The 21,133-nt window shown below is 62.9% G+C and carries 18 protein-coding genes; 14 read left to right on the forward strand and 4 right to left on the reverse strand.

The window, feature by feature from the left end; all coding sequences use genetic code 11:
* The first annotated feature begins 14 nt into the window (after positions 1-14).
* Positions 15-2,519 carry a cation-translocating P-type ATPase gene (locus RWT78_RS11625; RefSeq protein ID WP_314675734.1) on the forward strand — a complete coding sequence of 835 codons (2,505 nt, stop codon included), beginning with the start codon at positions 15-17 and terminating at the stop codon, positions 2,517-2,519.
* Positions 2,520-2,525: 6 nt separating this feature from the next.
* Here the strand turns inward: RWT78_RS11625 and RWT78_RS11630 are convergent, their stop codons facing one another.
* On the reverse strand, positions 2,526-3,668 hold the full coding sequence (locus tag RWT78_RS11630) for a diguanylate cyclase (RefSeq protein ID WP_003940053.1): 1,143 nt from the start codon (positions 3,666-3,668) through the stop codon (positions 2,526-2,528).
* A 180-nt stretch (positions 3,669-3,848) separates the two neighbouring features.
* Here RWT78_RS11630 and RWT78_RS11635 point away from each other — a divergent pair, with 180 nt between their 5' ends.
* The 12 genes from RWT78_RS11635 to RWT78_RS11690 all read left to right on the forward strand — a co-directional run bounded on the left by RWT78_RS11635 (position 3,849) and on the right by RWT78_RS11690 (position 16,059).
* Entirely contained in the window at positions 3,849-4,040 is a 192-nt protein-coding gene (locus RWT78_RS11635) for an antitoxin (RefSeq protein WP_003940164.1), read from the forward strand.
* Between the two features lie 121 nt (positions 4,041-4,161).
* Positions 4,162-5,808: a Na+/H+ antiporter gene (locus RWT78_RS11640; RefSeq protein WP_314675740.1), complete on the forward strand. Its 1,647-nt coding sequence runs from the start codon at positions 4,162-4,164 to the stop codon at positions 5,806-5,808.
* Between the two features lie 15 nt (positions 5,809-5,823).
* A complete protein-coding gene (locus RWT78_RS11645; protein ID WP_287980070.1) occupies positions 5,824-7,041 on the forward strand; it encodes a lipase family protein in 1,218 nt (405 codons plus the stop codon).
* 4 nt (positions 7,042-7,045) lie between these two features.
* Positions 7,046-7,432 carry an MmcQ/YjbR family DNA-binding protein gene (locus RWT78_RS11650; RefSeq protein WP_314675744.1) on the forward strand — a complete coding sequence of 129 codons (387 nt, stop codon included), beginning with the start codon at positions 7,046-7,048 and terminating at the stop codon, positions 7,430-7,432.
* Positions 7,429-8,646 carry a sensor histidine kinase gene (locus RWT78_RS11655; RefSeq protein ID WP_030534943.1) on the forward strand — a complete coding sequence of 406 codons (1,218 nt, stop codon included), beginning with the start codon at positions 7,429-7,431 and terminating at the stop codon, positions 8,644-8,646. Before RWT78_RS11650 ends, RWT78_RS11655 begins: the two co-directional genes overlap by 4 nt.
* Before the next feature lie 51 nt (positions 8,647-8,697).
* Entirely contained in the window at positions 8,698-9,489 is a 792-nt protein-coding gene (locus RWT78_RS11660) for a LytTR family DNA-binding domain-containing protein (RefSeq protein ID WP_003939723.1), read from the forward strand.
* Positions 9,486-9,857, forward strand: a complete 372-nt coding sequence (locus RWT78_RS11665) for a membrane protein (protein WP_003939880.1) — start codon at positions 9,486-9,488, stop codon at positions 9,855-9,857. Before RWT78_RS11660 ends, RWT78_RS11665 begins: the two co-directional genes overlap by 4 nt.
* Positions 9,858-9,867: 10 nt before the next feature.
* Positions 9,868-11,619, forward strand: coding sequence for a cation acetate symporter (locus tag RWT78_RS11670; RefSeq protein WP_030534942.1), 1,752 nt, complete (start codon positions 9,868-9,870; stop codon positions 11,617-11,619).
* A 162-nt stretch (positions 11,620-11,781) separates the two neighbouring features.
* Entirely contained in the window at positions 11,782-12,144 is a 363-nt protein-coding gene (locus RWT78_RS11675; protein WP_003939976.1) for a DUF485 domain-containing protein, read from the forward strand.
* Positions 12,141-13,778, forward strand: coding sequence for a cation acetate symporter (locus RWT78_RS11680; RefSeq protein ID WP_003939876.1), 1,638 nt, complete (start codon positions 12,141-12,143; stop codon positions 13,776-13,778). The genes RWT78_RS11675 and RWT78_RS11680 overlap by 4 nt, the downstream gene beginning before the upstream one ends.
* 73 nt (positions 13,779-13,851) lie before the next feature.
* On the forward strand, positions 13,852-14,283 hold the full coding sequence (locus RWT78_RS11685; protein WP_003939735.1) for an SRPBCC family protein: 432 nt from the start codon (positions 13,852-13,854) through the stop codon (positions 14,281-14,283).
* Between the two features lie 120 nt (positions 14,284-14,403).
* Entirely contained in the window at positions 14,404-16,059 is a 1,656-nt protein-coding gene (locus RWT78_RS11690; RefSeq protein WP_314675754.1) for a substrate-binding domain-containing protein, read from the forward strand.
* Position 16,060: 1 nt separating this feature from the next.
* Here the strand turns inward: RWT78_RS11690 and RWT78_RS11695 are convergent, their stop codons facing one another.
* The gene (locus RWT78_RS11695) at positions 16,061-16,966 is read right to left on the reverse strand and encodes a transporter substrate-binding domain-containing protein (protein ID WP_314675756.1); all 906 of its coding nucleotides are present in this window, start codon (positions 16,964-16,966) and stop codon (positions 16,061-16,063) included.
* A 65-nt stretch (positions 16,967-17,031) separates the two neighbouring features.
* Positions 17,032-17,304 carry a WhiB family transcriptional regulator gene (locus RWT78_RS11700; RefSeq protein ID WP_037128762.1) on the reverse strand — a complete coding sequence of 91 codons (273 nt, stop codon included), beginning with the start codon at positions 17,302-17,304 and terminating at the stop codon, positions 17,032-17,034.
* A gap of 115 nt (positions 17,305-17,419) precedes the next feature.
* Between RWT78_RS11700 and RWT78_RS11705 the strand changes: the two genes are divergently transcribed.
* Positions 17,420-19,702: an ATP-dependent DNA ligase gene (locus tag RWT78_RS11705; protein WP_314675758.1), complete on the forward strand. Its 2,283-nt coding sequence runs from the start codon at positions 17,420-17,422 to the stop codon at positions 19,700-19,702.
* On the opposite strand, the gene RWT78_RS11710 is transcribed toward RWT78_RS11705, so the two are convergent.
* On the reverse strand, positions 19,602-21,133 hold a 1,532-nt coding region (locus tag RWT78_RS11710; RefSeq protein WP_314675759.1), incomplete at its 5' end, for an MFS transporter. The two genes, RWT78_RS11705 and RWT78_RS11710, sit on opposite strands and share 101 nt — an antisense overlap.

Below are 21,133 nucleotides of genomic sequence, written 5' to 3' on the forward strand. Positions count from 1 at the left end.
CGTAATCTTTGACCATGGCTCACGAGCACACCAGTTCAGAAGAGACAGCAGTGGCGGTAGCCCCTGAGCGATTGCCGGACGACGTCGACGTCGCCCGCGGTCTGACCGCCGATCAGGTTGCGGCCCGGATCGCGTCGGGACAAACCAACGATGTACCGGACCGGGCGTCCCGCTCGGTCAAGGACATCATTCGCGGCAACGTCTTCACTCGCATCAACGCGATCCTGACCGTGTTGTTGGTGATCGTGCTCGCGACGGGTTCGATCATCGACGGCATGTTCGGACTGCTGATCATCGCGAACAGCGGTATCGGCATCATCCAGGAGATCCGCGCCAAGCGCACGCTGGACGCTCTGGCCATCGTGAGTCAGGCCAAGCCCATGGTCAGGCGTGACGGCGTCGCCGTGGCGATGGCGCCCAAAGATGTTGTGCTCGACGATATTATCGAACTCGGATCCGGTGACCAGATAGTCGTCGACGGTGAGGTGGTCAGTTCGGCTGCACTCGAGGTCGACGAATCGCTGCTCACCGGTGAAGCCGATCCGGTTCACAAGGCGAGTGGCCAGCAAGTGTTGTCGGGCAGTTTTGTTGCCGCGGGCAGCGGTGCATACCGCGCCACCAAGGTCGGCGGCGATGCATACGCGGCCAAGCTGGCCGAAGAGGCGAGCAAGTTCACCCTCGTGCATTCCGAACTGCGTAGCGGCATCGACAAGATCCTGAAGTTCATCACCTACCTGATGATTCCGGCGGGTGCGCTGATCATCTTCAATCAGCTCTTCACGATCGGCCTGCCGATCCGACCGGCACTCAACGGCATGGTGGCAGCTCTGGTTCCGATGGTTCCCGAAGGCCTTGTGCTCATGACGTCCATCGCATTTGCGGTCGGTGTGATCCGGTTGGGCAAGCGCCAGTGCCTCGTTCAGGAGTTGCCGGCGATCGAGGGTCTGGCTCGTGTCGACGTGGTGTGCGCGGACAAGACCGGAACGCTGACCGAGAACGGTATGCGGCTGTCCGAGGTCGACGTCGCACCGGGTGGATCGGGGGAGACTGCGGTCAAGTCCGCGTTGAGCGCGATGGCCGCGTCCGACCCTCGCCCCAACGCGAGCGTTCTGGCGATTCGCGAGTCTCTCTCCGACGACTCCGGGTGGGGTGAAGCGACAGCGGTGGCGCCGTTCTCCTCGGCGAAGAAGTGGAGCGGCCAGTCGTACGGCAGTCACGGCAACTGGGTACTCGGTGCCCCGGACGTGCTGCTCGATCCCGACTCGGAAATGGCCCGCAAGGCCGAGGAAGTGGGATCGAGCGGACTTCGTGTCCTCATGCTCGGCAGCAGCGACCTCCCCGTCGACGACGCCGACGCCCCTGGCACCGTCACCCCCGAAGCTCTGGTCGTGCTCGAGCAGAAAGTGCGCCCGGACGCCCAGGAGACGTTGGAGTACTTCGCCAGCCAGAAGGTCGCGGTCAAGGTCATTTCCGGCGACAACGCGGTTTCCGTCGGCGCCGTTGCCGGATCCCTCGGACTCGAAGGCGGCGACCGTCCCATCGACGCGCGAGAGCTGCCGAGCGATCAGGAAAAGCTGGCGGACACTCTCGACGGAGCAACGACGTTCGGTCGAGTGCGACCGGATCAGAAGCGGGAAATGGTCGCGGCCTTGCAGTCTCGCGGACATACCGTCGCGATGACCGGTGACGGCGTCAACGACGTGCTCGCCCTCAAGGACGCCGACATCGGAGTCTCGATGGGTTCGGGCAGCCCGGCCACCCGAGCCGTGGCCCAGATCGTGCTGCTGGACAACAAGTTCGCGACGCTCCCATACGTCGTCGCGGAAGGCCGCCGAGTGATCGGCAACATCGAGCGTGTGTCGAATCTGTTCCTGACCAAGACCGTCTACTCGGTGGTGCTTGCGTTCCTGATCGGCATCACCGGCGTCCTGTCCCAGGTCTTCGACTTCGAACCGCTGCCGTACCCGTTCCTGCCCCGCCACGTCACGATCGCAGCGTGGTTCACGATCGGTATCCCGGCCTTCATCTTGTCTCTGGCACCCAACAACGAGCGCGCGCGAACCGGTTTCGTCTCGCGCGTGATGCGTCTGGCGTTGCCGTCGGGCCTGATCATCGGCATCACCACGTTCATCTCCTACGTATTGGCTTACCAAGGCCCGGACCAGACGGAAACCCAGAAGATCCAGGCCGGAACCAGTGCGCTCATCACGTTGATCATGATCGCCGTGTGGGTTCTGGCCGTCGTGGCTCGGCCGTACGTCTGGTGGAAGCTCGTTCTGATCGGCGGGTCGGTAGCCGGATACCTCATCCTGTTCGCGCTGCCGTTCACCCGCGAGTTCTTCAAGCTGGATCCGAGCAACGTCGCTGCGACGACGCTCGCGGTCACCCTCGGCGCGATCGGCGTTGTACTCGTGGAACTCTCGTGGTGGATCAGCGCACGCCTGCACGGGGAGAAACGAAAGATGTTCGCGACGCCCGACGACCTGCCCGGCGAGCATCACCATGCCCACAGTGAGTGAGTAGTTTCAGCGCCTGAACATCTGCACCCAGGCAATGCGATCGCCGCCGCGCTTTTTGGCTCGGTACATCGCATTGTCTGCGTGCTCGATCAGTTCGTTGACAGCTCGATCCGGTAAGTCCGTCTCGGGACTCAGATAGACGCTGACGCCGGTACTGGCGGACACAGGATAGGGATCGGAGTCGGACGAGACCGCCGAATGTATCTCGGTGGCGACCTGCTCGATATCTCCTCGATCGACTCCGCGCAGGACGACGAACTCGTCTCCACCGATTCGAGCCACCACCGCATCGGGTCCGGCGGCAGCGATGAGGCGGTCGGCGACAGCGGTCAACGCGTCGTCGCCCGCGACGTGGCCGTGTGTGTCGTTGAGGTTTTTGAACGAGTCGACGTCGATGAGTAGTGCGATCAGAGCCTGCGTTCGATCACTGCGCAGCAGATGCTGTGCCTCGTCCTGGAGTCCGCGGCGATTGAGTGTCGCGGTGAGGTAGTCCCGGTGGGCGTTGCGTGCGTCGTCGGTCAGGCGCAGCCAGACGATCTGCAGAATCCATGCGGTGGAGAAAACCACACCGGCAACCATCAGATAGAGATTCACGACCACCCAGTCGTCGTTGACCGGCTCGGACATCGCCATGGCAGCGAGCGTCGTGCAGACAGCAAGAGCCCAACCGATGTGGCTGATGGCAACGCGAGGGCTGTGAACTATCGCCGCATAGAAGCCGATCATGATGAACAAGATGCAGCCGATGGTTCCGACGAAAGCGGTGCGTACGGCGAAGAAGAGAGTGACGGCGAGCCACAGGTCGGCCCAGACGACAAAGGCCACGGATTGTCGCCAAGTTGGCCACGATTCATTACGCGCCCAGCGGTAGCCCGCATAGGCGCCACTGATAGTTCCGAGGGCGAAGATCGACCGCGCCAGGGCGGTGTCGGAACCGAAGCGGCTCAACTGCATGGTCGCCGCGATCAGGGCGAAGAGAAAACACCACACCGCGACTAATTTGCGTCCGGGAACGGTCAGCCCGCGAGTGTCGAGGAATCGGGGGAGCCAGGTGTAATCGGTGCGATCCGACCACCACCGGGACAGCAGTTCACGCGTGGGGTAGGGGTCGCTCCCCGTCCCGCGCAGTCCTGCATTCAAACCGGGCACCTGTCGATGTCGATGGGTGGTCAATCAGCTATTGGCGGGTTAACGCTACCTCGAGTTGCGCACGGCTCGAACGCACGGACCTGCTTTCTGGCGCAGAGGCCGTCGACCTGTGAGAATCGAAGGGCGCGGAGGAACGATTCCGCCGAAGGATGTGCGTCAGCACCGGGAGAGGACACGGACATGGGTTTCTTGGACAACGTCAAGGGATTGGTCGAAAAGGGCCAGGAGCTCGCAGCGGAGAACTCCGACAAGGTTCACGACGCTATCGACAAGGTCGCCGACATCGCCGACGACAAGACCGGCAACAAGTACGGCGATCAGATCGACAAGGCAGCTGAGGCCGCCAAGAAGGCTGTTCCCGAAAAGCAGTAATACCGGATTCGGCATACCGTTTTTCGGTAGCACCGTTGCTCAGGGGCCCGTCACCGAAAAGGTTGCGGGCTTCTGTGCGTCCGCTGGGTGAACTCCCAGGGTCGGCGGGCAGAATGAACGCGTGAACTTCACCTGGATTCTGCTGGTCGTCATTGCCGCCATCGCAGTCACCGGGCTGTCCAATCGACGAAACCTGCAGGCTCCGCTGGTTTTGGTGACGGTAGGTTCGGTCGCATCCTTCATACCCGGTATGCCGCGGCCGGAACTCGATCCCCACGTCATTCTCGGTGTGGTCCTGCCGCCGCTTCTCTACTCGGCCGCTCTGAAATTCTCGGTGGCGACCTTCAAACGCAACTTGGCCCCGATCTTGCGCCTCGGCGTCGGAATGGTGTTGGTGACGGCGTTCGTGGTTGCCTTCTTCGCCGAATGGATGGTGCCCGAGTTCACGATCGGCGCCGCCCTGGTGCTCGGGGCCGTGATCGCGCCGACCGACGCCGTCAGCGCGGTGGCGGTCGGTCAGAAGCTCGGGCTCCCGAAACGGGTGATAGCCATCCTGACGGGCGAGGGGCTCGTCAACGACGCCACCGCGCTCACGCTCTTCACCGTCGCCGTCGCAGCAGTGACCGGAACGCGAATTGCCACCGATTCGCCCCTGTTGTTCTTCGCGTACGAAGTGATCGGCGGCGTTGTCGTCGGCTTGGTGCTCGCGTTTGTCGTCAAGTTCGTTCGTGCCCGCATGTACGACTCTCCACTGGAAACCGGCTTGGGGTTGGGGCTTCCGTTCGCTGCCTACCTGGCCGCCGAAGAACTACACGCGTCCGGTGTTCTGGCCGTTGTGGTCGCTGGTCTGGTGATCGGGCACTATTCGACGGACGCGTCGATCATGACGCGATTGCAGGAGCGCTCGGTGTGGTCGAGCCTGGACACTCTTCTCGAGATGTTCGTCTTCGCGTACATGGGGCTCCAGCTGAGCTTCGTGATCGACGATGTTGTCGCCGACGGACTTCCGGTGCTTCACGTGTTCGCGTACGGTCTCGCAGTCCTGGCCGTTGTCATCGTGATTCGGCCGGTGTGGCTGTTCCTGAGCTACTCGCGTGTGCGATTCGGTGTAACCCTGCGCCGTGATCGCGAGAATCAACTGACGTGGAAACAGAATCTGGTGGTCTCGTGGGCGGGAATGCGCGGCGTCGTCACTCTTGCTGCGGCCGGCGGTATCCCGTTTGCGCTCTCGTCCGGCGAGCCGTTCCCCGGACGCGGCGTCATCCAGGCGATCGCGTTCATCGTCGCGGTCGGGACATTGCTCATCCAGGGATCTACCTTGCCGTTCATGATCCGTCGCCTCGACGTCGCGGATCCTTACGAGCAGTTGCGCACGCAGGAACAGATGGAGTTGGCCCGCAACATTTCTCGCAAGGCGGGAGAGAAGGCGTTGGCAGACGCGGCCGCGCACCCTCCGCCGGGGATCGACGGGAAGGAACTGCAGGCGATCGTCGAACGCGTACGACGCTCGATGCAGGCGAGGCTTCAACTCCAGGAGGTCGACGAGGACGCCGATCGCGAGGCCGCCTTGTGGAATGCGGGAGCTCTGTTCGACAAGTTCCGGCATCAGTCACTGCGCTCGCAACGAGTTGCGCTGATCGCCGCACGTGACGACGGAGATCTCGACGACGAGGTATTGCGTACCGTATTGGAAGGACTCGACATCGAAGAGGCCGCAGCAGAGGAACGTGTCAGGCGTCGCCGAGCAGGTAGCGGTGCGGGCAAATAGAGGGGAACACTGCGTATGACTGTTCGGAGTTCGAGGGTTCGCGCAGTCTGGGGAGTCGTGGTGGCGAGCGCACTTCTCGTGAGCGTCGGCTGCGGATCGGATGCCTCGCCGGATGTCTCCGTCACCGACACCTCGACCACGACAATCCCGTCGGTCGAGAGCAGTGCGCAACGTGGCGTCGTGTTCGACAGTGAACCCTTCACCAGCACAGCCGAAGTGGCGGCGTCCGGAGCAAGCGCGGTGAAAATCCTGTACGGCTCCACCTCCGGTATCGACGGCCGAGAGACTCAGGTGTCGGGAACGGTGTTCACGCCGCCTGGAACTCCGCCGGAGGGCGGTTGGCCGATCGTCTCCATCGGCCATGGCACGACGGGTATTTCGGACGACTGCGCGCCGTCGGCCTCGCCGACCCTGTTCGGCACGATCGGCCTGGTCGCGCCGTTCCTCGACTCGGGATACGTGGTCGCTGTCTCCGACTTCGAGGGCCTCGGCACTCCGGACCCGCATCCTTACCTGCAACCGGACACCGCGGCGTTCAACGTCATCGACGCGGTTCGAGCGGCGCGCAACGTCGTTCCGGACACCTCGACTCGTTGGGCAACTCTGGGGCTGTCCCAAGGCGGGCAGGCATCCTGGGCGGCAGCCGAGGAAGCCGACACCTACGGCGACGGACTCGAATTCGTCGGTGCAGCAAACCTGTCCCCGGCAGCGGACATTTCGCCGATCATCTCGAGTGATTCCGAGGTGAATCTGTCACTGCCTCAGCAACTGCTGCTGCCCTATGTACTCGAAGGGCTGTCCCTCACCCATCCGGACCTCGAACGAACCGACTACGTGCGCGGCGCATTCGAGCAGAACTACGACCTGCTCACCTCGTGCCTGACCTCTCGGGCGACGGAGAAGTTGGGTCTGGTCGGAAAGGTGACGCCCGCCGACACGCGGCCGGCTACCGCCGAGGATGCGGACCGAATTCACGCGTGGCTCAGCGACGTTGCTCTTCCCCGTCAACGCGCGAGCGGTCCGATGTACGTAGTCGTCGGTACCAATGACAACCTGATCCGTCCGGAATGGACCGAGGCGGCAGTCGAACGCGCCTGCGCCGACGGTGACGTCATCGAATTCCAGGCGCGACCGGGTGAAGGTCATGCGGACGGCGCCGCTGTGCCGGGAGCTGTCGCGTGGGTGAAGGATCGATTTGCAGGTGTTCCGGCACCGAATACCTGCGGGTCGTGAATCGATGACGCCGTTGGAGCGAATCCGCGCTCTTGCACTGACATTGCCGGAGGCGACCGAGCGGGTCAGCCACGGTGAAGCGTCGTGGTTCGTGCGCAAGGCGCCGCAGTTCGTCACCATGGCAGATCACCACCACGACGATCGCGTCGCGATCTGGGCCGCGGCCCCACCTGGGGCGCAGGCAGATTGGGTCAGTCGTGACCCGTCGAGGTTCTTCGTCCCTCCGTACGTGGGTGGCCGGGGATGGATCGGCGTGTACCTCGACGTTCCGAGTGCCGACGAGACCGAGGACGAGAAATTCTGGAACGACGTAGCCGACGTCGTCGAAGATGCGTACCGCACGGTGGCTCCGAAAACACTGATACGGAAACTGGACGAGGACTCGCGTTGAGTCCGGCCGTGGTCGCGCTTCTCAGCGTGCTGATTCTCGCAGTGGCCGGGGCGCTGACGGCTGTGTGGATGCGCACCAGACGTGAGGTGACCACCCCCACCGAACGTGCAGTCCATGCCGCTCTCCATACGGCTTCGCTTGCCGCGCGGCCACTTCGGCGTGGACTCGACGAGAATTCGGCCGCCGAGGCGGCGCCTCACCTACGTGAGCTGACCGGCGGCTCCGGTCTGGGCCTGGCAGACGCGTCGGGAAACCTGTTGGCGTGGGACGGCCGTCACGAAGCGTTGTCCGAACAATTCCACGACGCCGCCATTCGTGCGATCGAAGGCGAACGCCGGGTACTCGTCACGCACTCGGACCTGGTGCGCGGACCGAGCGATCACCATGTGCGAGCGCTGATCGCTCAGCCCCTGCTGATCGAGGACATCGGCGTGGTCGGCGTACTGGGAATCGTCACCAGCGAGGACCCGTGGCCGGGAATGCTCGGAGCGGTCACCGAGGTGGCACGATATGCCTGCAGTCAGATCGAACTCGCCGACCTCGACGCGTCCAGAGCCCTGTTGGATCGAGCCGAAGTGCGTGCCCTGCGCGCACAGATCAGTCCTCATTTCATCTACAACGCGCTCAACACGGTCGCATCGTTTGTTCGAACCGATCCGGCGCGGGCCAGAGAACTGATCCTCGAGTTCGCGGACTTCACGCGGTACTCGTTCCGATCTGCGGGTGAGTTCACCCTGCTTGCCGACGAGCTGCGCAACATCGATCGTTACCTGACCCTCGAACGCGCGCGATTCGGGGAGGCTCTGAACGTCCGCCTTCAGATAGCACCCGAAGTGCTCAACGTGGTTCTTCCTTTCCTTGCCCTCCAGCCGCTGGTCGAGAACGCGGTTCGTCACGGCATTTCGAGTAAGCCGGAGGGCGGGACCGTGAGCATCGTGGCTGCGGACGAGGGACCGGACTGCATCATCAGCGTCGAGGACGACGGTGTGGGGATGGACCCCGAACTACTGCGCTCCGGTTCGCTCGACGCCATCGAGTCGGGATCGGGGCGACCCAGCGCACGAGAAGCTGCTCACGTCGGTTTGGCCAACGTCGACGACAGACTTCGTGCCGCGTTCGGCAACGACTACGGACTCGTGGTGGAGACAGCGCCGGGTGCCGGTACGAAGGTCAGCATGCGTGTTCCCAAGTTCAAGCAGGGTATTCACGTCTGATTCTCGCCTTCGATGATCAGGCTGAAACCGTCGTGGGAACATGGACCTGTTGTGAACGAGACTGACACTGATGCCCAGCTGACCGTCCTTGCCGTAGACGACGAGAAACCAGCCCTCGACGAGCTGGCCTTCTTGCTGCGCGCCGAGGACTCGGTGGCGCACGTTCACACGGCATCGGATGCGACGACAGCGTTGCGGATCCTGCGCGGTGGAAGCATCGACGCGGTGTTTCTCGACATCAACATGCCCGGACTCGACGGTCTCGAACTGGCCGGCATCCTCTCCAATTTCGCGACGCCACCGCCCGTGGTGTTCGTGACAGCGCACGACGATCGAGCGGTTGACGCATTCGATCTCGGCGCCGTCGACTACCTACTCAAACCGCTCCGGGAGGAGCGTCTCGCTCAGGCCGTTCAGCGGATCGTGGGGCTGGCCGGGCGCACCAAGAGTGAGAGCAAACCCGAAGCTGCGCCCACGGACGAGGTGATCCCGGTGGAACTGGGCGGTGTCACGACGCTCGTTCAGCGTTCCTCGGTGGAGTGGGTGGAAGCCGACGGGGACTACGCGCGTTTGCACACCGCTGGAAAGTCGCACCTGGTGCGCATCCCGATCTCGACGCTCGAATCACGCTGGGCCGACGCGGGCTTCTTGCGTGTGCACCGCTCCTACCTGGTATCTCTGGCGCTGGTCACCGGCATCCGAACAGTAGGCAGTGGATTGGTGGTCTGTCTGCGCCCGCACGGTGACAAGCCTCCCGTCGAGCTTCCGGTCAGTCGCAGACACACCCGTGAACTCAAGGATCGACTGGTTCGTGCGCCCAAGCAGAGTTGGTTGTCGCGGTGACGTCGCAGTCCGATCCTCCTCAGCGTGAGCGCGTTGTGTTGGCGCAACGTAGTGGCGCACGGATCGTGCGAACACGGGTGGAGGTGCAGGAACAGACCGAAGTCGGTGACGCCATGATCCGCGGTCTCGTTCGCGCGCAGTTGGGACTGGCAATTCGCCTTGCCGTCGTCGCGGCCGGGCTCCTGTGTGCGGTGCCGCTGCTGACGCACCTCTTCCCGACGCTGTCGGAGGTCGCGGTCCTTGGCATCCGGTTGCCCTGGCTCGTGATGGGCGGCGCCGTGTATCCCTTGCTGTTGACGACCGGTTGGGTGTTCGTGCGTCGTGCGGAGCGAAACGAGCAGGACTTCAACGACATCGTGGACGACTGAGCGCGGCACTGTGGGAGGACAACCTATCCCGGTGTTGACGGTGCTCGGCATCGTGGCAGCAGCTGTCGCGACGGTGGCTATCGGAATCTACGGCGTTCGGCTCGCTCGTACCACCTCGGACTTTCTCGTCGCGTCCAGAACCGTCAGCGCGCGGTGGAATGCGACGGCCATCTCCGGCGAGTACCTCTCTGCTGCTTCGTTTCTCGGTGTTGCGGGGCTGGTCGCCAAGTACGGCGCCGACGCACTCTGGTATCCCATCGGCTTCACCGCCGGATACCTCGCCCTGCTGCTGTTCGTCGCAGCGCCGCTTCGGCGTTCCGGTGCGTATACCGTCCCCGATTTCGCCGAGTTCCGTCTCGGCTCACCGCGATTGCGCAAGCTCGCGATGCTCGTGGTCGCGATGGTGTGCATCCTGTATTTGATTCCACAGTTCCAAGGCGCGGGACTGACGCTCAATATCTTGCTCGGGGTTCCCAGTTGGATCGGCGGCGTAGCGGTCGGGGTCATCGTCATCGCCAACGTCGTCGGCGGCGGGATGCGCTCGATCACCTTCGTTCAGGCTTTCCAGTACTGGCTGAAACTGACTGCCGTCGCGATTCCCGCTGTGGCACTGACCTTCTACTTCTTCGGCGATCACCACGACGTCGGCGCGTCGATGCCGCCGACGGTCACCACTGCGACGACCGTCGACATCACCACCGACGTCGTCGTCCAGGTGTCCGAGCCGGTGACGGTCAGCGGCGGCACAGTCGACGGGCGAGCGGTCGAAGGCACGATGACCCTGGGGCCGGGGGAGCACACTCTCGGTGAAGGCATGTCCATGGTCCTCGACGCGGGAGCCGCCGTCCCCGTCGTCGCCGGAGCGCCCGCGCAGAACTCTGACTGGATCACCCCGGGTTGGGGTTTCGGTGGGCCGCACCCGATGTACCAGGTGTACTCGCTGATGCTCGCGACCTTCCTCGGAACGCTCGGCCTTCCTCATGTTCTCGTCCGGTTCTACACCAACCCCGACGGCCGGGCAGCCCGTCTGACGTCGCTCGCCGTTGTCGGTCTGGTCAGCGTGTTCTACCTGTTTCCGACACTCCTCGGCGTCTTCGCTCGCCTGTACGTCCCGCAACTTCTGATCACCGGCACCTCTGACGCGGCGGTGCTGCTGTTGCCGGGCTCGGTGTTCTCGGGGTGGGGCGGACAACTGCTGGCAGCCCTCGTGGCGTCCGGTGCCATCGCCGCTTTCCTGTCGACGTCGTCCGGATTGCTCGTCAGCATCGCGGGCGTCGTCAGTACCGATGTTCTCCGTGGTCGAGTTCGAGACTTCCGTATTGCAGCGCTACTGGCCGGGGTCGTTCCTCTCGTGCTGTCGCTGGCGGTGGTGTCGGTCGACCTCTCGAGAACCGTCGGTTTGGTGTTCGCAGTCGCTGCGTCGACGCTCTGCCCACTGCTCGTATTGGGTATCTGGTGGCGCGGTCTGACTGCCGTCGGCGCGGGGGCGGGGATGGTTGTCGGTGGATGTGTTGCGGGCACTGCCGCTACTGTCGCCGTCCTGGGTGGTTTGTCGGAGGACGTCCTCGGTGGCTGGCCGGCAGCCATTTTCGCGTTCCCGGCCGCGGTGAGCGTGCCGTTGGCGTTCCTCACGATGATCGTCGTGAGCAAGGTGTCGTCGAAGCAGATACCGGCAGATATTGCGCGAATCTTCACGCGGATGCACGCCCCGGAACGTCTCGGAATGGGCTCCGATCGCGAAGACGATCTCCGCCAACCCTGACTTTCACCGCCCGAACCCTCTGCCGTTGGTCGCGCCTGCCTGACCGTTCGGCGCAGCGCGCGACTGCTCACCGTGTGACTGGCGCCACAGCGTCTTCATGTGACTCCGATCTCACTAACGTCTGTGCGTAGTTCACTTCACACGCGAGGCGAGGAGCCGGCAGTGTCCACAGCAGAAATCAGTGAGGGGTCGCCGCAAGAGCGACGCACCCCGGATGCCCAGGCATTCATAGACATGCAAGCGAGTCCCGAATTCCAGGAACTCCGAACGCGTCTGCGCAAGTTCGTTTTCCCCATCACTGCATTCTTCCTGCTCTGGTATGCGGTGTACGTCGTCCTGGCTACCTATGCCCACGACTTCATGGCCACCAAGGTCCTCGGCAACATCAATCTCGGCATCATCCTCGGCCTCGGGCAATTCGTCACGACCTTCGCCATCACCGCGTGGTACGTGAAGTTCGCCGGTCGTGAGCTCGATCCCCGCTCCGCCGCCATCCGTGAAGAACTGGAAGGTCCCGCACAGTGATCACCACACTCGCCGCGTCCGGAACGGACGTAGGAAACCCAGCCTTCAACATCGCGATCTTCCTCGCTTTCGTCGTCGTGACCATGACGCTGGTGATCCGCGCCAGCCGGACCACCAAGAAGGCGTCCGACTTCTACACCGGCGGTGGGCAGTTCACCGGCCCGCAGAACGGGTTCGCCATCGCCGGTGACTACCTCTCGGCGGCATCGTTCCTCGGTATCGCAGGTGCGATCGCCGTGTACGGCTACGACGGCTTCCTGTACTCCATCGGCTTCCTTGTCGCCTGGTTGGTTGCACTGCTCCTGGTCGCCGAATTGCTCAGGAACACGGGCAGATTCACGATGGCCGACGTCCTGAGCTTCAGGCTCAAGCAGCGTCCGGTGCGCATGGCGGCAGCCCTGTCCACTCTGGCCGTTTCCCTCTTCTATCTTCTTGCCCAGATGGCCGGCGCCGGTGGACTTGTCGCGCTGCTGCTCAACATCGACGGCAAGGTGGGACAGTCGATCGTCGTCGCGATCGTGGGTGTGCTGATGATCGTGTACGTCTTGGTCGGCGGCATGAAGGGCACCACCTACGTACAGATGGTCAAGGCAGTTCTGCTGGTTGCCGGAGCCGGAATCATGTTCGTACTCGTTCTGTGGGCAGTGCGCGGCAACTTCTCTCAGTTGCTCGCCAATGCGCAGGACATGGTCAACAGTTCCACCACCAAGGGTGTGCAGGGACGCGACATCCTCGGCCCCGGTGCCAAGTACGGTCTTTCCGGAATGACGAAGCTCGACTTCATCTCTCTCGGAATCGCTTTGGTGCTCGGCACCGCGGGCCTGCCGCACGTGCTGATGCGTTTCTACACGGTGCCCACTGCCAAGGAAGCTCGCCGCTCGGTGACCTGGGCGATCGCGCTCATCGGTGCCTTCTACCTGTTTACACTGGTTCTCGGCTACGGCGCGGCCAGCATGGTCGGACCGGACAAGATCTTGGCAGCGCCTGGTAAGGAGAACGCGGCCGCTCCGCTACTCGCCTTCGAGCTCGGTGGCACCATCTTCCTCGGCATCATCTCCGCGGTGGCGTTCGCGACCATCCTCGCCGTCGTTGCCGGTCTCGCGATCACTGCTTCTGCGTCGTTCGCTCACGACATCTACGCCAGTGTCATCAAGCGCGGCAACGCAACCGAGGAGCAGCAGGTTCGAGTTTCTCGAATCACCGTCGTGGTCATCGGACTCGTCTCCATCGTTCTCGGCATCATGGCGATGGGGCAGAACATCGCCTTCCTGGTGGCCCTCGCCTTCGCAGTGGCGGCCTCGGCGAACCTGCCCACCCTGCTGTACTCGCTGTTCTGGAAGAAGTTCAACACCACCGGTGCGCTCTTCAGCATCTACGGCGGTTTGGTCAGCTGCTTGACGCTGATCGTGTTCTCCCCGGCAGTGTCGGGCAAGCCGTCGTCGATGTTCCCGAACTCCGACTTCGCCTGGTTCCCGCTCTCGAACCCCGGCATCGTCTCGATTCCGCTGGCATTCGTCCTCGGCATCGTCGGTACGTACATCGGACGCAACAAGATCGAAGATCCGGCAAAGCAGGCGGAGATGGAAGTTCGCTCCCTCACCGGCGTCGGCGTCGAAAAGGCTGTCAGCCACTAAGAGGGGCAAAGCCCCGTGCGTCTTTCTGGTACCTCTGGTTACGGAAAAGGCGCACGGGGCTTATTGTTCTGCCATGGCAAAGCTCACAGTGAAAATCGACGTTCCGCTTCCTCCTCAGGAAGTGTGGGACAAGGCGTCCGATCTCAGTGGATACGAAAACTGGCTCGTGGTTCACGACGGATGGCGCAGTGAACTTCCCGAACAACTGGGTGTCGGCACCGAGATCAGCTCGGTCGTGACTGTGAAGGGCCTGCGCAACCGCGTTCGGTGGACCATCAAGAAGTACGACGTCCCGAAGGCGATCTCGCTCAAGGGAGACGGCAAGGGCGGGGTCAAGCTCGGTCTCGAACTCGACGTCAAGGCAAAGGGCGACGGGTCGGAACTCGCGCTGACAGTCGAGTTGGGCGGCGCGCCGTTGTTCGGCCCGATCGGTTCGAGTGTGGCGCGGGCGCTCAAAGGCGATGTGGAGAAGTCGCTGGCCCAGTTTGTCCAGATCTACACCTAAGTTGTGGAGATTTCCACATCGAGCTACTTCACCGCTAACATGAGTTAGGATTCTTTTCGGCGGGATAAACCGGGCATCGGTTGGTTATTGATGCGGGTCCCGCCGGAAAGGATTCGATCAATGTCGTCTCGTCATGGGTACGGCGCACCACCTGCGTCCATGCCTCGATCCGTGCAGGTTCTGATCGGACTCTTGGCAGTAGTCGCAGTCGGTGGAACCGCAGCATTCGCCGTGACGTTCAAAAGCGTCAGCGACAAGGGAGAACTCGGTGCGAGTGCTGTCACAGCTGCGACGGCAACCAGCTGTGAGAACCCGGAAACCGTGACCGTGGCCGCCGATCCGTCGATCGCCTCGGGACTCGAAGCTGTCGCCGCTGCCATCCCCGCTACGGAACTCGGGTGCAGCTCGCTCAGCGTGACGCCGCAAGATCCCGTGCTCACCGTCGCGGCGATCGCCGACGGTTCGGCACCCGCACTGTGGATCCCTGATTCGAGCGAATGGTTGGACAAGGTTTCGGCTAGCGGGCAGGAGATTCGCCGGATCAGCAATTCGGTCGCGTCCACCCCTGTTGTCACTGTCTCGGCGCCGGGTAGCGAGGCACCCGCCGCTTGGACGGATGTCCTCGGCGCTCCAGCACTGCACATCGGCGATCCCCTCACCAGTGCCGTCTCCAGCGCACCGATCGTGGCGGCCTTTGCCGAGGCCCAGTCGCGGGGCGCTGACCTCACGTCCATTTCGGCAGCCCTGGTCCCGGTGGCGCAAGCGCAGTACGGAAATCTGAAGGAAACCGGTTCCACCGGACGCATCCAAACCGTGGACGCGGACGGCGGGACCGCGGTGACGACCGAGCAGACCTTCGAGGCTTATCTCGCCGCACATGCGGACAGTCGACTCACCGCGTCGGTACCGTCGTCCGGTTCGGTCTTCATGGACTACCCGATGGCAGGTGTGGGTGCAGACTCGGCGGCGGCGGACGACGCCGGCAAACTGCTGGCGGCAGCGCTGACATCGGACACCGGGCGCTCCGTACTTGCCGGCCTCGGGTTCCGCGGCGCGGATCAGGCCCCGCCGGTCGCCGGTGGAGTGGGAAAAGTTGGCTCGCTGGTGCCGTCCGATCCGACTGTGGTCACCAAAGCGCTTGCGCGGTACGAGATTCTTTCCAGGCCTTCCCGTGCACTGGCAGTTGTCGACGTCTCGGGGTCCATGGACTACATGCAGGACGGGGTCACTCGAATGGCCGCGACTGCACAGGCCGGTGACATTGCGATCCGAATGTTTCCCGCCAACGCACAATTGGGTCTCTGGGCATTCTCCGTAGACCTCGGCGAGGGCACGGACTACCTTGAACTCGAACCTGTCGCCCGTATGGATGCAACTGAAGGCGACACGGATCATCGGAGCAAACTGCTGTCTCGGATCGACAGCCTCTCTTCGATCGTCGGCGGCGGAACAGGTTTGTACGACAGCGTTCTCGCCGCGTATCGGTCCATGCAACAGACCTACGATCCGGCCTCGATCAATTCGGTGATTCTGCTGACCGACGGTGCGAACGATGATCCGTCGAGTATCTCGCTGCAGGAACTTCTCGACGCCCTGACTCGCGAGCAGGACCCGACGCGGCCGGTGCCGATCATCACCATCGGTGTCACCGATGACGCCGATACCGATGTGCTCGAGCAGATTTCGGCTCTCACCGGCGGCAACAGCCACTTCGCTCCGACACCGGCAGACATCCCGAAGGTCTTCGTCGGCGCGATCAGTGGGCGCGCCGGCTGAACTACTCGAGGACTGGCGCGTCGGCGCTGTCCGTGATCCATTCGGTTGCGAGTTTCTCGAGGGTGCCGTCGGCGTAGAGCGCATCCACGGCGGCAGAGACGCACGCCGTCAGTGGACTGTTCTTCTCGAGCACGAACCCGAAGAATTCGGTGACTGCGTTGGGCCGCGGAAACTGACCCACGATGACCGACCCGGGCAGTTCGTTCTCGGTGATGTGAAATCCGGTCGGGATGTCGACGACCAGTGCGTCGATCGCGCCCGCGGCCAGCGCAGCTTTCGCATCGTCCGTGGTCGCGAACTCGCGTGGCGCAGTGGTCGGAACAATCGTGTCCGTGATCGCCGCGAGGCTGGTGGAACCGGTTTGAGCGCCCAGTCGGTAGCCGGCAAGATCCGCAAGATTCTTTGCCTCAGCGGCTTTGCTCCCGCGCGAGGCGATCACCGACTGCGCCACTGCGTAGTACGGCGAGCTGAAGTCGACGTTCTCGCGGCGATCCCCGGAAACCGTGAACTGATTGACGTCGAAGTCGAAATCCTTGGGGCCTGGTTTCAGTGCGTCGTTGAAGGCGACCGTGGTGAAGCGAACCTGATCGGCGTTGTACCCGAGTTTGTCGACGACGGCTCGGGCCACCGCCCCCTCGAAGCCCTTGCCGTTGGACGGAGTGTTGTCGACGAACCACGGCGCGTACGCCGGCGAATCGGTGGCGATGGTCAAGACACCGTCTTCGAGGGTGGTCCCGCTCTGGGGTCCGCACTTGTCCACGGCAGTGGTCGAGGGCAGTTTGGTGAATGCCTCGGGAACCGTGGTCGTGGTGTCCGCTGCCGCAGGTGCCTCCGGCTGCGACGAACACGAGCCCAACAAGATCGAGCAAGCGAAGATCGCGGTCACGGCAACAGCGCGTCGTGTCATAGGCACAAGGCCATCTTGCCTGTTTGTCCGGTACGGACGTGACGGGGGTCTCGTGTGAGCGGAGTTCACGCAGCTGAGCGTCGTAGTGCGAGGCGCTCCGACGGTGTCGTCCCACCCCATACTCCGTGTGGTTCAGCGGTGTCGAGTGCAAACGTCAGGCAGTCCCGAATGACCGGGCAGCGGAAGCACACCTGCTTGGCGGAATTTTCCCGTGCAGCCCGATTGCGTCCGCGTTCTTCACCCGGCGAATAGAACACCGCGGGGTCCACCGTCTTACAGGTGGCGAACATCCGCCAGTTGTTGTCCACCAACGGCTCCACGGAACTGCGAACTGTCATCGTGGTCTCCTCTCCCATCGAGAATCCAGTCTTGCCCGTGGACTGGCGCAGCGGCAGGTTTCCGATCCACCAGATTTCTACTGCCAGATGCAGCACTATCCAGCACAATGAGGAAATGGCAACGACGGATCGGGGTCAGATCACGCTCGACGGCACAACGGTGTCCGTGACCAATCTGGGCAAGATCCTCTACCCCGAGAGCGGCACCACGAAGGCCGAAGTCATCGACTACTACACCCGTATCGCCGCAGTCATGCTTCCGCATGTCGTCGGTAGACCTGGTACTCGAAAGCGTTGGCCCAACGGTGTGGACGGTCAGTCGTTCTTCGAGAAGAACCTTGCGTCGTCTGCCCCGCAGTGGCTCACGCGTGCGTCGCTGCAACATTCTGATCGTGTCGTCACTTACCCGGTCTTCGATTCCGTTGCATCCCTGGCGTGGCTGGGGCAGCAGGCCGCACTCGAATTGCACGTTCCCCAATGGCGATTCGACGGTTCCGAGCGTGGTCCGGCGACACGACTGGTATTCGATCTCGACCCGGGCGAAGGCGTCGGATTGACCGAGTGCGCCGAGGTGGCGAGGTCGATTCGAGATCTGGTCGCAACTCTGGGGTGGACTGCCTATCCGGTAACCAGTGGTAGCAAGGGAATTCACCTCTACGTTCCACTGGATCGAGCCTTGGATGGCAGCGGTGCGTCGACTGTCGCCAAGCAGATCGCCACCGGACTCGAGAAGCTTCACCCGGATCTTGTCACCGCGACGATGGCTCGAAATGTGCGGGCAGGCAAGATTTTCGTGGACTGGAGTCAGAACAACGCAGCCAAGACAACCATTGCGCCGTACTCGATGCGCGGTCGCTATCAACCCTATGTTGCCGCGCCGCGCAGTTGGGACGAACTCGACGATCCGAAACTACGGCATCTGTTGTTCGACGAGGTTCTGGAGCGCGTCGAATCCGACGGTGATCTGCTGGGCGATCTGGATCCGCCGGTCTCGGCGGCTGTAGCCGATACGTTGGCGCACTATCGCAACAAGCGGTCGGCCGACCGGACACCGGAGCCGATCCCTGCTGCGGTGGCCAACGAGACAGCGGGCAATACCTTTGTTATTCAAGAACATCACGCCAGACGATTGCATTACGACGTTCGCCTCGAGCGGGATGGTGTGCTCGTGTCCTGGGCAGTCCCGAAGGGTGTGCCGACCAGTGCCGGAGAAAATCGGTTGGCCGTGCACACCGAAGATCATCCGCTCGAATACGCCACGTTCTCGGGCACGATTCCGAAGGGGGAGTACGGCGGCGGTTCGATGACGATCTGGGATTCCGGGACATACGAGACCGAGAAGTGGCGTGAAGACGAGGTGATCGTGCGCCTCAGTGGGAAACGGGTGCAGGGACGCTTCGCGCTGATCCGGACAAAGGGTGATCAGTGGTTGATGCATCTGATGAAGGATCAGAACGCGAGTTTCGGAACGGAGTTTCCCAAGAATCTCGAGCCGATGCTTGCCACCGCTGGAACGCTCGAAGGTCTCGACCCGCAGGAGTGGGCCTTCGAAGGAAAGTGGGACGGGATTCGAGTGATTCTCGAATATCATTCGGGCACAATGTCGCTTCGCAGTCGCGCGGGTAACGACAAGACCCGGGACTATCCCGCCCTTGCCGGGTTGGCCGCGGTGCTGGACGGTCATGACGTGGTTCTCGACGGTGAAGTGGTGGCGTACAACGACGTGGGAGTCACCGATTTCGGCCTCCTCCAGCGAGGTGGGGAACCGGTGTTCCTGGCCTTCGATCTTCTGTACCTCGACGGAGTGTCTTTGCTGCGGAAATCCTACTCGGACCGGCGCACCGTGTTGAATGCGTTGGCGGGCAAGGTCGGTGAGCTCGAGGTACCACCGCAGATCGAGGGCACGGCGGAGAACGCCTTGGAGGTGAGCACCGATGCCGGGTGGGAAGGGATTGTCGCCAAACGTCGTGCATCGGTCTACCTTCCAGGGCGGCGGGGGTCGAGTTGGATCAAGGTGAAGAACTGGCGCACCCAAGAGGTGGTGATCGGTGGGTGGCGCACCGGGCAGGGCAATCGAGCGCAAGGGATCGGGGCGCTGCTCATGGGAATTCCGGGTGAGGATGGATTGACCTACGTGGGACGCGTCGGTACCGGCTTCAGTGATCGTGATTTGGAGTCACTGCTTGCGTTGCTGGAACCGTTGCGTCAGAAGGAAAGTCCGTTCGAGGCGGAACTTCCAGCAGATGACCGCAAGGGTGCGGTGTGGGTGAGGCCTGAACTCGTCGGTGAGGTGCGGTTCATGGAATGGACGGGGACCGGACGCCTTCGCCATCCGAGTTGGCGGGGTCTGCGGGAGGACAAGAAGCCGGGCGACGTGGTGCGGGAAACAAGGCAATAACGGCCAACGCGCCGAGGAACGCTGCTGCGGCACAGATCTGGATTCCCATGCACATCGCCGAAGTGTAAGCCTGATTCGCTGCTTCCGCCACAATGCTCACCGGGGGAGCGTCGGCGTGGATCTGCGCCAGATCGACTGTGGAAGTGCCGACTCCGGGTTCGAAGCGGGACCGGAAAACCGTTGCTACGACTGTCCCGACGACGGCGACGCCCAGAACTCCACCCAATTCCCTTACGACACTGTTGATCGAACTTGCCATCGCAGCCTGCTGGGGCGCAACCGACGACATCGACGCAGTTGTTGCCGGAGCCATGACCAGCCCCATCCCGGCGCCAACCAGTGCCATGATCGCAGCCAGGACCCCGAACGGTGCGTACCTACCCGCGGCGATCGACAAGACCAACAGTCCCACGGACATGACCGCGAGGCCGCCCGCGATCGAACTGCGCACCCCGAGTCGGCCAACCACACGATCGCTGCTGGAGGCGACAGTCGCCATCACCAGTGCAAACGGAACTGCACCGACGCCGGCAACCAATGGACCGTAACCGCGAACGAATTGGAGGTATTGCGTGTACGTGAAGAGAACACCGAACAAGGCGAAGAACGTTGCGGCCAAGATGGCATTGGAGATGCTGAACACTCGGCTGGTGAAGATGCGCACGTCTGTCATCGGCGCCGGGGCCCGCAGCTCCCACCAGACGAACCTGGCGAGAAGTGCTGTTGCGCTGACGATCTCCAGCACCGTGATGGGCGACGACCATCCGCGAAGGCTTGCTTGGGTGAGGGCATCCACGATCAAAGCCAGTCCGCCGGCGGACAACAGGAGTCCGGGGATGTCGAAGGAACCCTTGACCATTCCTCCTGCTGAGGGCACAAGAGAAACCGTCGCGGCTATCACAACGGCGACCAGTGGGACGTTTATCCAGAAGACGCTTCCCCAACTGAAATGTTCGAGAAGTACGCCACCGGCCACGGGGCCGATCGCGATTCCCAGTCCGGCGGTTGCAGACCAGATTCCTATCGCCCGGCCTCTCTCGTGCGGGGCGAACATCGAGACGACAAGTGACAGCGTCGCCGGCATGACCAGTGCGGCGGCTGCCCCCATCGCTGTTCTCCAGCCGATCAGCTGCAACGACGTGTGAGAGAGGGCAGCGAAGGCTGACCCGAGAGCGAACAAGGTGAGGCCGGTCAGAAGTATCCGACGGTGACCGAATCTCGCGCCGAGTCCACCTGCCGTGATGAGCAAGGCGGCGAACGCCAATGTGTATGCGTTGGTGATCCATTGCAGGTCGACGGTGGTCGCCCGCAGTTCGCGGGCAAGGGTCGGGATAGCGGTGTTGAGGATGGTGTTGTCGATCGTGACTACGACGAGGGATGTGCAGAGGGCGCCCAGTGCTGCCCATCGTCGCCGGTCAGTGGGTTCGAGGG

It is taken from the genome of uncultured Rhodococcus sp. (assembly GCF_963525155.1).
GTDB classification, from domain to species: Bacteria; Actinomycetota; Actinomycetes; order Mycobacteriales; family Mycobacteriaceae; genus Rhodococcus_F; species Rhodococcus_F qingshengii.

Bases quoted from the DNA above. Each gene is read 5' to 3' on its own strand.
- RWT78_RS11625 (WP_314675734.1), top strand. From the start codon at position 15: ATGGCTCACGAGCACACCAGTTCAGAAGAGACAGCAGTGGCGGTAGCC.
- RWT78_RS11635 (WP_003940164.1), top strand. From the start codon at position 3,849: ATGGGTTTCTTGGACAACGTCAAGGGATTGGTCGAAAAGGGCCAGGAG.
- RWT78_RS11645 (WP_287980070.1), top strand. From the start codon at position 5,824: ATGACTGTTCGGAGTTCGAGGGTTCGCGCAGTCTGGGGAGTCGTGGTG.
- RWT78_RS11650 (WP_314675744.1), top strand. From the start codon at position 7,046: ATGACGCCGTTGGAGCGAATCCGCGCTCTTGCACTGACATTGCCGGAG.
- RWT78_RS11685 (WP_003939735.1), top strand. From the start codon at position 13,852: ATGGCAAAGCTCACAGTGAAAATCGACGTTCCGCTTCCTCCTCAGGAA.
- RWT78_RS11690 (WP_314675754.1), top strand. From the start codon at position 14,404: ATGTCGTCTCGTCATGGGTACGGCGCACCACCTGCGTCCATGCCTCGA.
- RWT78_RS11695 (WP_314675756.1), bottom strand. From the start codon at position 16,966: ATGACACGACGCGCTGTTGCCGTGACCGCGATCTTCGCTTGCTCGATC.
- RWT78_RS11700 (WP_037128762.1), bottom strand. From the start codon at position 17,304: ATGACAGTTCGCAGTTCCGTGGAGCCGTTGGTGGACAACAACTGGCGG.
- RWT78_RS11705 (WP_314675758.1), top strand. From the start codon at position 17,420: ATGGCAACGACGGATCGGGGTCAGATCACGCTCGACGGCACAACGGTG.